General features: G+C 41.7%; 6 protein-coding genes. 4 read left to right on the plus strand and 2 right to left on the minus strand.

All coding sequences use genetic code 11. From position 1 onward, the window contains the following. The first annotated feature begins 3 nt into the window (after positions 1-3). Positions 4-1,329: an ATP-binding protein gene (locus AB3G73_RS12865; RefSeq protein ID WP_342990598.1), complete on the plus strand. Its 1,326-nt coding sequence runs from the start codon at positions 4-6 to the stop codon at positions 1,327-1,329. A 488-nt stretch (positions 1,330-1,817) separates the two neighbouring features. Here AB3G73_RS12865 and AB3G73_RS12870 read toward each other — a convergent pair whose 3' ends face one another. Both AB3G73_RS12870 and AB3G73_RS12875 read right to left on the minus strand, forming a co-directional pair. Further along, complete coding sequence (locus tag AB3G73_RS12870) at positions 1,818-2,222, minus strand: helix-turn-helix domain-containing protein (protein WP_004299170.1); 405 nt, start codon at positions 2,220-2,222, stop codon at positions 1,818-1,820. Between the two features lie 15 nt (positions 2,223-2,237). Next, positions 2,238-2,657 carry a helix-turn-helix domain-containing protein gene (locus AB3G73_RS12875; protein WP_148365369.1) on the minus strand — a complete coding sequence of 140 codons (420 nt, stop codon included), beginning with the start codon at positions 2,655-2,657 and terminating at the stop codon, positions 2,238-2,240. Between the two features lie 540 nt (positions 2,658-3,197). Between AB3G73_RS12875 and AB3G73_RS12880 the strand changes: the two genes are divergently transcribed. From AB3G73_RS12880 to AB3G73_RS12890, 3 genes are all read left to right on the plus strand, one after another. Beyond that, positions 3,198-6,284, plus strand: a complete 3,087-nt coding sequence (locus AB3G73_RS12880) for a SusC/RagA family TonB-linked outer membrane protein (protein WP_367745094.1) — start codon at positions 3,198-3,200, stop codon at positions 6,282-6,284. Between the two features lie 15 nt (positions 6,285-6,299). Further along, the gene (locus AB3G73_RS12885) at positions 6,300-8,138 is read left to right on the plus strand and encodes a RagB/SusD family nutrient uptake outer membrane protein (RefSeq protein WP_217721298.1); all 1,839 of its coding nucleotides are present in this window, start codon (positions 6,300-6,302) and stop codon (positions 8,136-8,138) included. Between the two features lie 380 nt (positions 8,139-8,518). Continuing rightward, positions 8,519-13,417 carry a tetratricopeptide repeat protein gene (locus AB3G73_RS12890; RefSeq protein ID WP_262912931.1) on the plus strand — a complete coding sequence of 1,633 codons (4,899 nt, stop codon included), beginning with the start codon at positions 8,519-8,521 and terminating at the stop codon, positions 13,415-13,417. Positions 13,418-13,436: the final 19 nt, after the last annotated feature.

Here is a 13,436-nt window from a genome sequence, read left to right on the forward strand (position 1 = left end):
GATATGAAATTCTACAATAGAGAAAAAGAGCTAGCATTATTGGAAAAGGTCCGCCGAGTGTCTTTTTCCGTACATTCACAAATGACGGTACTTACCGGTCGGCGGCGTATCGGTAAGACCAGTCTTATATTCAAAAGTTGTGAAGATACTCCTACGGTATATCTATTTGTCAGCCGAAGCAATGAAACAGATCTTTGTTTACGATTTACTTCCGAGATCCGACAGTCACTTAATATTTATGTACCAGAACTTACCAATTTTGCAGAAATGTTTCGTTTCTTAATGGATTTGGGAACACGGATGGAATACAATCTGGTTATTGACGAGTTTCAGGAATTCTATTACATAAATCAAGAGATTTACAGTTTGATACAGGATACTTGGGATCGGCTGAGGAAGCAGAGCCATGTCAATCTTATCGTGAGCGGTTCGGTTTATACACTTATGAATAAAATCTTCAGAGATTCCAAAGAACCGCTGTATGGTCGTGCTGACAGTATAATGAAATTGTCTTCTTTCACTACTTCCATATTAAAAGAAATCATGTCGGATCATAAAGCAGACTATACCAAAGATGATTTATTGGCACTCTATACCTTTACCGGTGGTGTTCCAAAGTATATTGAGCAGTTTATGGACAATGGATGTACGAGTATGGAAAACATGGTTGATTTCATGTTGCAACCCGATTCGTCCTTTCTGACCGAAGGACAGGCTTTGCTGATACAGGAGTTCGGAAAAAAATACGGCAATTACTTTTCAATCTTATCAGCAATCTCCAACGGTAAGAATACCTTGCCGGAAATGGAAACTGTTATGGGTGGAATGAGTCTGGGCGGACAATTAAAGAGATTGGAAGAAGACTATGATTTGATAAAGAAAAAACGGCCTATACTCTCAAAAGAGGGTTCCCAGACAGTCCGTTATGAAGTATCGGATATGTTTTTACGTTTCTGGTTCCGGTATTTTATCAAGTATCAAAATTATATAGAGATACAGAATTTTGAACGCTTGGCTGATATTATTAAAAAGGATTATCCAACTTTTTCCGGCTTAGCTTTGGAAATGTATTTCCGCCAACAGATGATGGAAAGCAAGGAATTTGCAGATATAGGTTCTTGGTGGCAAGGCAAGAATAATAAAGATCAGGATGAAATAGATATTGTCGGACTATATGCAGAAGAGAAAAAAGCTCTGGTAGCAGAGGTGAAAAGACAATCCAAAAATTTCAAACCGGATTTGTTCACACTAAAAGTAGAGGAATTACGGAAAAAAGTCTTGTTTAAGTATGAGATAGAAAGCAGGCTTTTTTCAATGGAAGATATGTAGATGTGAATTCTATTTAAAGCACCATGATTACTAAAATTAATATTGAAAGACTTGGATTGTTCTCAAATTATTATTGGAAACAAAATATTGGGACATTAGTGAATCAGAATTACAGTGTTGTGAACACTACACCATAATACAGTAAACTTAAAAATGTATCCAAACTCCGGGAACTAAAGAGAGTTTGGATACCTCAATATTTACAGTAAAAAATATTATTTATAAAGTTTCAATCAAATCTTAATTATGCTTACAACATAAATGTGATAACTACCCATATAAACAGACAGAAGTGTATCACATAATTATGACAACATCATCTCATATCTTTTCGACCACAATTCGCAGCAATTTTTCATTTTCCCCTCTTAAAAACTTAATTTCTTCTTTCAACCAATCTATTTCCTTGTTTTTTGAGGAAATCAATTCAGCTATCATTGCATCAGGAATATAATTACTACTGATAAAATTCAATATCTTGGAGATATTTATTTCTTCTCTTTTTTTAAAGTTTCAAATTGCTCCTTTTGTTTATCCAACAGCTTTTCGAAAATCTCAATTACCTGTTCAACAGGAAAACTATTAAAGGTCTGATTATTGCCTGTATTACTGACAGCACTTTTAACACCACAATTCTCGTAGAAGTTATTCGTATTATACAGAATCGTTTCTTCGTTAAAGTTCTTCAGGCCATCTACAGTAACGCCTAGTGCTGAAGCAATCTCGCCTAATCGTTCATCGTCAAACTTCTCTGTTTGTTCTATTTTTGAAACAGCCTGTTTCGTTATACCTAACAGATCACCGAGTTCCGCTTGAGTCATTCCCCGAAGCCGACGTACCCGTTCAATTTTTCTTCCCAGATGAATCGTATTTGTGTACTTTTCCGTTTCCATATTCCAGTCTGTTAATTATTTGCCCTGCTTTATGCACTCTCTTAGAATCTCTATTTTCTCCTGTTCACTTTTCAACAAGCGTTCATACAGTTCAACCACCTTTTCAATGGGATTAATCTGTTGCGTATGAGCTGCATAAACAGTAGCGGTTGCTCCCGGAGAAATCGTGGCATCTTTATAGTTATTAATATTACAAATGGCTTTTTCAACATCAAAATCCTTGATGACATCAGTAGATATTCCCAAGACTTCAGCTATTTTTGTTAGCAGTCCATCTTCTATTTCATCTTGTTTTTCTATCTTCGAAATCTCCTGTTGACTAATACCCAGATCAGAAGCTAACGCCTCCTGTTTCATACCTAGATACACACGGATTCTTTGTAGATTGCGACCGACATGCCTTTGATTCACCTTGTCCTTTACTTTAATATCCATATCATTATTGCTTTAGTAAATACATTGAGACAAAGATAATGAAAATAAAATTCGCAACTACATATCGCCCTTTGAAAAAGACAGCTTTCTATCTGTTTCTCTTTTGATATAACCTAATTAGATCTATTTTATCCCAGTCTTTATCATTCTTATCTACTTCTAAAACTTTACTACCGTAAAGTTTACAACGGGTAAAGGTTTAATCAACAACAATATTACCTTATAAAATCAAATATACAACAGGTAGTAAGAAACAACTCTGTCCTGATAAAAGTCAACTTTATTTTTTTCAGTTCCCAGTTCTATATGCATAATTTTGTCCTGTCAGTTTTTTACTGACAGGAATCGTGGCGCCACATTCAAAACAGTAACAGAATAATGTTTAATTAACATTGACATTCTGAACAATCATTATTTAACCAATAAAATCTAATAGCCTATGGGATAAGTAAAGTCGTTACAATCGAGACATAGCTTTAAATTGTCCGGAAATTTAGCTATCCAAAAACAAATTAGTAAACATACAATTAAACAAAAAACATGAAATCATTTTCTGATAAAACAAACATAGGGTGGAATAATTCCCTAAAGACTGTTTATAGAATGAATTTTTACCTATTATTTTTATTAATAGGTTCCTTATCGATACTTGGATCAACACGGGCTTATTGCCAACAGAGCAGAACGATCTCTGGTATAGTGAAAAACTCTCAAGGAGAGACGATTATCGGAGCGAATATCGTTGAAAAAGGTACCAGCAACGGGACGATTACGAATGTAGACGGACAATTCACACTGCACGTATCGCCTAATGCAATATTAAAGGTATCTTATATGGGATACACGGAACAGGAAGTCAATACACGCAACAAGAACAAGGTGGAAATCATACTGACGGAAGACGCCAGACTGATTGATGAAGTAGTGGTGGTAGGATACGGATCGGTCAAAAAACGGGATTTGACGGGTGCGGTAACCTCTGTCAAGAGCGCGGAAGTGCTGGCCGCTCCTACCAATAATGTAATGGAAGCCCTTCAAGGCAAGATACCCGGAATGGATATCACCAAAACTTCAGGGCAGATAGGGGGTGATGTCACTATCCTGCTGCGCGGATCGCGATCCATCTATGGCAGCAACGAACCGTTGTTTATTATCGATGGAATCCCCGGCAGCTATAGCCAGGTCAGCCCGTCGGACATTGAGAGTGTAGATGTATTGAAAGATGCCTCCTCCACCGCCATTTATGGTTCCGCAGGAGCAAACGGCGTTGTCATCATCACCACCAAAAGAGGAAAAGAGGGGAAAGCTACCGTAAACTTCGATGCTTATTACGGATTCAGCGGTTCACCCAACTACAGGCATGGGATGACGCGGGATGAATGGGTCACCTATCAACGGGAAGCCTATAAATATAAAAACGGTGACTATCCCACAGATATGTCCGCCCTACTGGGAAAACAGGATTTTATAGATGCATACAACAACGGCAAATGGATAGACTGGGTGGATGAAGTATCGGGCAATACAGCTACCACAGAGAAATACAGTCTTTCAGTCAGTAGCGGCACTGAAAAGACAAAATTATTTGCTTCGACTTCCTACAACCGGGAGGAAGGTTTACTTAGCAACGAGAATCTGAACAGATATTCGTTACGCCTCAATCTGGATCAGCAGATATTTTCATGGGCAAAGGTAGGCTTTACTTCCAATTTAGTCTACCGGGACTTGAACTCCGGCGTGAAAAACACATTCACCAAATCTCTCTCCACCATCCCGCTGGGTGATGCTTATACCGAAGAAGGGGAGATCAATCACGAATTCATCACGGGACAATATTCCCCGATGAGTGATTTCATAGAGAATCAGTATGTAGACAACACCCGTTCCACCTACCTGAACATGAGTGGCTATGTCGAACTAGCTCCCGTCAAAGACCTGACTTTTACCAGTCGTGTCAATGGAACTTTGAATCACTCACGCCGCGGGCAATACTGGGGAGAAAAGTGTAATGCCAACCGTCCGTCTTATGCAGGTTCACCGCATGCTTCCATCACCAACAACAATGCCTGGAATTACACTTGGGAAAATATTCTCGCTTACAACACAACCATCGCAAAAGACCATAATCTGGGAGGTTCACTGATTACTTCCTGGAATAAGAACCAGTCGGAAAGTAGCATGGCTGCCGCCAGCGGTCAGATGGTAGATCAATGGTCTTTCTGGCGACTGACATCGGGCACTTCCCAACATGTGGAATCCGACTTCGCACAGACACAGAAAATGTCTTTTGCCTTCCGTCTGAACTATTCGTACAAGGGCAAATACCTGTTTAATTTCTCGACCCGTTGGGACGGTGTTTCACAATTTTCTACCGGACATAAATGGGATGCCTTCCCCGCAGGCGCACTGGCGTGGAGAATATCCGACGAGGCATTTATGGAAAAGACACGCAGTTGGCTGGACAACCTGAAGTTGAGAGTGAGCTACGGTATCACGGGTAACTCGGGAGGAACCACCGCATACAGCACCACAACACAAGCATACGTATATACCGCTTCGGGAATTTCCATTAATGGGAAAATCGTTCCTTTCACGCAATACGCTGATAGTTACGGTAGTTCCGATCTCGGATGGGAGAAATCATACAACTGGAATGTGGGGTTGGATTTCGGCATCCTGAACGGTCGCATCGACGGCTCGTTAGAATGGTTCAAAACAACAACCAAAGGATTATTATTCAAACGTACATTGCCCATCACCAGCGGTCTGACCGGATGGGGATCGCCTCTGGCCATCTGGCAAAACATCGCCCAGACCAGCAATCAAGGTGTGGAAGCAACGATCACTTCACACAACATACGGCACAAGGATTTCACTTGGAACACCACTTTATCCGTCACCTGGAACAAGGAACAAATAGACGACCTGCCCGACGGTGACCTGATTGCTGAAAATCTGTTTGTCGGTGAACCGATTAAAGCCATTTACGGATATAAGTATGCCGGAATCTGGAGAACCGATACTCCACAGGAGACATTGGATGCCTACGGCGTAAAACCCGGCTTCATCAAGATAGAAACCTTAGACCAGAAAGGTGACGGAGGCGTACATAAATACAGTACGGAAGACCGACAAATTCTGGGACACTCCAATCCGGACTGGATCATCGGATTCAGCAATTCCTTCACCTACAAGAATTTTGATTTATCTGTCTTTGCCATGGCACGTTACGGACAAACGATCAACAGCGACCTGCTCGGCTATTATACCGCCGAACAGAGCGTAACCAAGAATCAGCTGGCAGGTGTAGACTACTGGACAGAGGATAATCAGGACGCCTATTTCCCCCGTCCCGGAACGGCAGATGAGCAAAAAACCGTATATCCTTCATTAAGAGTACGCGACGGTTCCTTTATCAAGATTAAGAATATCACACTGGGATATACACTGCCCGTAAACATATCACGCAAGGTTTTGATGGAAAAATGCCGCATCTATGCCACAGCCTACAATCCGTTCATCTTTGTAAAAGACAAACAATTGAAAGATACTGATCCCGAAACCAACGGTTCGGATGCATTCCCTACCTACCGGCAATTTGTTTTTGGCGTTAATTTGACATTTTAACTAAAGATTATAATCATGAAAAGTATATATATAAAATTCATATTTTGCAGCGTGCTGCTCTCGGCCCTTTCTCTACACTCCTGCACTTTGGACGAGTACAACCCGGGCGCATTTACCAAAGAGGCTTTAGCTACTTCCATCGATGGATATGAAACCCTGATTAACCAGTGCTATTTTGCTATGGAAAGATTTTATTATGGTGCTGCCGACTGGATGTCACTGACTGAAGGCGACACCGATCTTTGGACGTATAAAGCCAACGAATCAACCAGTTACACGCAGTGGTTCTGGTTTTTCGCAGGAACATCGCCCAATACGACTTACACCAATAATTGGTGGAACGGGACTTACGACGGTGTGGGAGCCTGTAACGAAGCCATCGCATTAGGAGACAAACCTCCTTACACCACGGAAGAGGAACGGAATGCAAAGATTGCGGAAGCCCGTTTTCTTAGAGCTGTGTATTATTTCAACGCGGTGGAACAATTCGGAGCAGTGACGATGCTCACAGAACCCGTAGTGACGGAAACGTTGACCTACTCCCCCACCCGCACCGATCCGATGACCATCTATCAGGAGGTTATTATCCCCGATTTAAGATTTGCATCCGAATGGTTGCCAACAGGTACGCATGCAACAACTACCACTCCGACAAAGAAAGCCGCTCTCGGTTTTCTGGCTAAAGCCTGCTTGCAGACGTACGAATATGGAAGCACCGAATATTTGCAGGAAGCTTTGGATGCAGCCAAGAAATTGATTACCGATTGCGAAACTGGCGGTGGGAAATACAATACGTATATGTATCCATCGTATAGCGAGGTGTTTAAAGAGAGCAACAACTGGGAAAACAAGGAAGCTCTCTGGAAACATCGCTGGTATGCAGGAGCAGACGGACACGGATCAAGCAATGGGAATTATAAGTTGAATCGCAACGACGAGTATTTCTTATGTAATATCAATAAATTCGGTGCTCGTGAAGACAATCAGGAGACACGGCTTACCTGGGAAGGCTCAATAACCGGTATCTTTATGCCTACACAGCATTTATTGAGTTTGTATGTGCAGAAAGACGGAACATTAGACCCCAGATTTCATGAATCGTTCACTACAGAGTGGAACGCGAACAAGAATTACACTTGGGACGAAAGTGCCGTACACATGTATGACAAGGAAGAAACCGTCATTGGCAAAGCTCTGAATAAAGGTGACTTAGCTATTAAATTCATCATGCCGCAGGACATCGATTATGCAACAGAGAAACAAAAAGAACACATTTCTGATTATTTGCTGATTGATTATCATCATGTATATAGTGACGACAATCATAATGTGAACATGAATTATGCTTATACAAACGTCACAGGCAATTACAAGAATGACGGCACAAACGAGAACCAGTTCCGCTACTATTATCCGTCACTGAATAAGCATAACAGCAGTAATTATTATGTAGCCAATGCTTCCAAACAGAGAAACGGTAATCTGAATGCAACGTTTATCATGCGTATGGCAGAAGTTTATTTGATTGCGGCAGAAGCAGATATTTACCTGAATGGCGGGACGAATGCAGCCGGTTATATCAATAAGGTTCGCGAACGTGCCGGAGCAAATCCGCTCACAGGGAGTATTACGGTGCAGGATATCTTAGACGAAAGAGGCCGTGAACTTTGCGGAGAATATTGCCGCTTCTACGATTTGAAACGGACAGGCATGTTTAAGAACTCAGAGTATCTGGAGAATACTCATCCGGACTTGGCCCGGTTCTTCCATCCGAATTATGCGTTACGTCCCATTTCAACCACATTTACCGCAACAATCACTAATGGCAGTGAATATCAGAATCCGGGATACTAAATAGATATTTCAATATGTACAGGTGCTATGGAGTCAATCCTGGCACCTGTACATTTCGACTACAGATTCGCATTGAGAATGAATATCCGCTACTTGGCAAAAGGTCATAGGCAGGCGATAACTCCCAAGCTCCATTTATCTGTGTTCTTTGACGTGTTTTTAAAAATCGAAGTGCAAAATCTAACTTTTTTACAAGATTGCTATAATAAATCAAAGTTTTTCCCTATGTTTGTATTAAAGGGCAACAAGATTTAAAATCTCGGAATTAGATGATAATACAAAAAAGTATGATGTATCAGCCTATACAATAAATGAGATTTTTTATAAGTTCCAGGTTCCATCCGACAATTTGTAGAAATCAGATTAATACATATACCACCATGAAAAACAATTTTCAAAAATCAAGGAACATCAGGATATTTATTTCATCCACCTTTCAAGATATGCAGAGCGAAAGAGATATGCTGGTTAACAAAGTTTTTCCAAGACTGCGGCAGATTGCCTACGAACGCAATGTCACACTGACTGAAGTCGATCTGCGATGGGGAATCACCGAAGAAGAAGCAAAGTCAAGCAAAGTGGTGGAAATATGTTTGGACGAGATACGGAATTCACACCCGTTTTTCATCGGATTATTAGGAGAAAGATACGGTTGGTGTCCATCGAAAGAAACACTCATTGAACACCAGGCCATGCCTGACAGATACGAATGGCTTGCCGCTGACCTCGATCATGGGATGAGCATTACGGAAATTGAAATTCAATATGGCGTGCTTCGGTCGCTCGAACCGGTCTATGCTTCGTTCTATATACGCGAAGCAGATGAAAAGACGATGGAAACCGATCCAAGGCAGGCGCAGCTAAAAGAAACAGTAAGAAATAACAAAAGATATAACACCTATGATTACTGTTCCCCCGAACAATTGGGCGAACAGGTGGAATCGGAATTCAAAACATTACTCGACCACCTTTTCCCCAAAGATAAAGTCGAAGATCCCGCCGTACACGAAAGACAGAAACTACAAGCCTTTCTGGATGACAAATCGGATAATTATATACCCAATAAAGCTTATATCTCCTACCTGGACAAGTTTCTAAACAATACACCCAACCAGCATCTGGTGATTACCGGAGAAAGCGGTATGGGTAAGAGTGCCCTTTTGGCTTATTGGCTTAAAAATATCATCGAAGATGATCGGTGGAATGTGGTAGCACACTTTAGCGCCAACTCATCGCAGAGTTTGGACACGACGGATATTGCGAAGCATATAACCACCCAGATAGACTCTCTATACGGGCTTGAGCAGATGGAGGAAAACGACCGACAAATCGAACACAATGCTACCGATACAGATAATATAGATTACCAGAAACTAGCCTTGAGGGCCCAACTAATTGCCGGACAAAAACCTTTACTAATCGTTTTGGACGGCGCCAATCAACTTTCAGACCGGAATCATAGAACAAAACTATTAAACTGGTTGCCTGACTTCCCGGACAATGTAAAAATAATCTTTTCAACTATCGAGGAAGATAAAACCATGCAGGTATTCAAAAAACGGAAATACCCTGTAATAACAGTCTACCCCTTACTGCTCGACCAACGCAAGGAACTGATTGTAGACTTTTTCGATCGTTATCGCAAGCGGCTGTCCGAACAACAACTGACCATGATACTCAAAGGCAGTGACATAACAGACAACACCATGGTACTGATGTCATTACTTGAGGAAATCAGATGTTTCGGAAATTTCGACAGCCTGACCAGCTTCATCAGCCAAATGACTAACCTGCCAGACATCAACTCGTTTTTTGACAGACTATTACAGCGCAAAGAGCAAATATACAACACCCCACTTTACCCCTCGCTAACATCAGACTTGCTGTCACTGATAGCATTATCCAAAGATGGATTATCTGAAACAGAACTGATTGCAATTAGCAACATCCCGTCGCTCTACTGGTCTCAATTCTATTGTGCAAACACGGCCCACCTAATGATTAGGGACGGACGAGTAGTTTTTGCACACGACATGATACGACAGGCTATTGAACAGAAATACCTTAACAGCGAAAGAAAAGTACAATTAAGACAGAACATTATAGACTATTTCAATCGCGAAGAAAACAATAACTTCCGCAAGATGGAGGAACTCCCCTATCAACTTTATCACGCCGAAAAATGGGACGAGCTCCACGAATGTATTTCAACACTCGGCTATATGAGCCGACAGTTTAGCACCAACAACATTCACGAATTCATACTTTACTGGCGTACACTAAAACAAGCCGATGCTTCAAAATATAAAATTTCACAAGCCTATATTGAACAGATTATGGGAAGTATGGCTGAAAAGGCTGAAATGGCAGTTATGCTACAATGGGCTTATTGGCAGATGTTCCGCAATGACGTTATCCGGCTGACCAACATCTGTATTTCTTATCTGAATGATTTGGATGCAGCCTACGAACTGGTAGAATTCCTAATCCGTATGTGCGACCAGATGGCCGACGGCGATACCAGTGAAGAACGCTGCTCGTTCCACAATCTGGCTGGTATGATCTGTATTCGCAAAAAAGAATACATCCAGGCGTTAAAGGAATATAGGGAAGGATTATCACTTGCAGTCCATGCTTACGGAGAAGACGACCTGAAAATAACATCTTACCTGTGTAACATCGCTGATGTATACCACAGTATCGGCGAATCACAAGATCCGGTCGATAAAGACGCATTGGAAAAAGCGAAGCTGATCCTCGAAAAAGTCCTTAAGATGCGCAAATCCATCCTGCCGGACATGCATGATGATATTGCCGTAGCATACGATAATCTCGCCGGTATATACAGGTTGCTTGGTGAAGAAGAACTTGCTAAGGAATATCGTCTGAAAAGTCAGGACATATATGTCAGTCTCAAAGGTGAGAATGACATTGATGTAGCCATCGCATATCATAATTATGCACTCGAATGCCGCATGGAACAAGATTTTGACCAAGCCAGAGAGTATGCCGAAAAAGCCCTTACGATATATCAGCACATATTAGGAGATGAAAATACGCATACCCAAGAAGAATATCACTCGCTTGCAGAAATTGAGATGTATAGTGGAAACTATCCCAAAGCGACCGAATATATGAGACATGCGATAGATATTTACCAAAAGATTGGAGACCGTGACATAACGCTGGCCGAGCTACTGAACAGCCAGGCCTCCATATATCTTCGGGCCAACCAACCTGATCTGTCTCTCAACACAGCATTGGAGTGCATCAGTCTACTCGAAACATTAAAACAAACAGACTCAAAACTGGCTGCTACCATGTATGACAATCTGGGTAAAGTCTATCTCGTCCTAAATGATGAAAAGCTTTCAGAACATTATTATCTGAAAGGAGCCGAAACCTGGCATAATATGGATAACCTGGAAAAAGAAGCTGCCTCATACTCCTATCTGGCCGCAGCATACAACACTTTCAATCGTTTCGAAGATGCAGCAGTTGCGCTCGAAAAATCACTTGCTTTGCTGGAAGAATGCGATAAAAGTCAGGATGAAGCAGCTGCCTATGCGAACAATAATTACGGAGCAATATGTTTCAGACTAGGACACATAGACAAGGCAATCGAACACATTGAAAAAGCCTGGGAGATACGCTCCGCCCTGTTCGGTCCCGACGATCAGATGGCAAGGCAGTACAAGGACACGGTTGAACAACTGAAACAGGCAAATAAAAATACAGAAGATTCGGCCAATGACAAACCCAATGAAAAGCAAACAGCCAATGCAAATGCCGAAATCGAAGAATTTGCAACCTACATCGGTATAGATGATCCGGCATTGACCGATACCTTCCGACAAGGGAGAGACGCCTTTCAGACGGGTTATTTTGAAAGAGCTGCCGATATGTTCAATCGCGCCCTTCATCATTGCAACCAAAAGGGGGTTGAAAAAATGTCAGTAGCCCGAAGCCTGATTTATCGCTATCTGGCTTATTCAATGGAAATGAAAAAGGAAGAAGACCAAGCAGAAGAATACTATCGTATGGCAGCCGACATCGCTATCCAAAATGATAATGATGCTGTGGCCAAACGGGTATTCAAAGACATGGCCGAATTCAATTGGAATCGAGGTAATTTCGAGCAGGCAGAAATGAGCTACTGGCATGAAATACGATGCTTGCTAAGTTTGTATGGCTTCTACAACAAGAAAACGATAGCATGTCTGAACAACATAGCGCAGGCCATAACCAAACAAGATACTGTATATTGGCAAGTCATCCTCCGATGCTTCGAATTTGTTTATGTCCTCTCCAGCGATAACGAAGAATACAAGCAGTCACACCAAAGTGCAAGCAATGGAATCGGTACGTCGATTGAACATCTAAAACAAGAAGACGAATCGTTTGATGACCAAAACTACCGAATCGATCTCGAAAGTGCAGTAATTGTTCTGATGGATTACACAATCGGCTTAGGCATGTACAATACAGCACATCAACTGTACATCTCTTTTCTTGAAGAAATAGCTGCAAACAGTGGAATAACCGTAGACGGCTATTACCTGATTAGTTTACGAAGAATAACAATGGACGCCGTTTTGGATAATCCGCACAGGGTAATCACGGCGGGACTCAACTTGCTACAGAAGGCTGAATCACAGCCTCCTTCCGACGAAATAAAAAGCCAAATAGAGATAACGATAGCAAATGCCTACTGCGACACCATGCAATATCATAAAGCCCTGCCGCTCTATGAAACCAACCTGACTTACGAACCCAATCTCATCATACCACTGGCCAAATGTTACAATGCATTAAGCCACCCGCAAGAGGCTCTTCAGATGCTGGAAAATGCCATGAAGCAAGATCCGTCAATTTCCACATTGCCCGGAATTGACAAAGTTCTCGGTAAGATACTTCTCGACACAGGGCATATCAAGGAAGCTCTGGACGCCTTCAACCGTTACGAAGCTGACAAAACCGATGCAGGAATCTCCCCTATGACTATCCACAAAGCTCTCGCACTCTATTTGTCCGGTAGCGAAATGGATGCCACACAGCTGGTACATTCTGCCATGAAACTACTGAAAGATGAGAGCAACGACCTTTTGTACAGGATATCCATCGGCATTGAATTGATTGATTATATGTTCCAAACAGGCAACATCGAACAGGCAGAAAAATTGATCGACCAACTTCACGGACTGTTGGAGGAATTGCCCGACAGTATGCAAGAACCCTATAATACCCGCATTGTCGCAATAAGACAAGCCCCAAACTAAGAAAGAATAATAAACAGGT

The sequence above is a fragment of the Bacteroides sp. L008 genome (assembly GCF_040812255.1).
In the GTDB taxonomy this organism is placed as follows: Bacteria; Bacteroidota; Bacteroidia; order Bacteroidales; family Bacteroidaceae; genus Bacteroides; species Bacteroides vicugnae.

What these genes read in the sequence shown, in the direction of transcription:
- AB3G73_RS12865 (WP_342990598.1), top strand. Translation starts at nt 4, where the DNA reads ATGAAATTCTACAATAGAGAAAAAGAGCTAGCATTATTGGAAAAGGTC.
- AB3G73_RS12870 (WP_004299170.1), bottom strand. Translation starts at nt 2,222, where the DNA reads ATGGAAACGGAAAAGTACACAAATACGATTCATCTGGGAAGAAAAATT.
- AB3G73_RS12875 (WP_148365369.1), bottom strand. Translation starts at nt 2,657, where the DNA reads ATGGATATTAAAGTAAAGGACAAGGTGAATCAAAGGCATGTCGGTCGC.
- AB3G73_RS12880 (WP_367745094.1), top strand. Translation starts at nt 3,198, where the DNA reads ATGAAATCATTTTCTGATAAAACAAACATAGGGTGGAATAATTCCCTA.
- AB3G73_RS12885 (WP_217721298.1), top strand. Translation starts at nt 6,300, where the DNA reads ATGAAAAGTATATATATAAAATTCATATTTTGCAGCGTGCTGCTCTCG.
- AB3G73_RS12890 (WP_262912931.1), top strand. Translation starts at nt 8,519, where the DNA reads ATGAAAAACAATTTTCAAAAATCAAGGAACATCAGGATATTTATTTCA.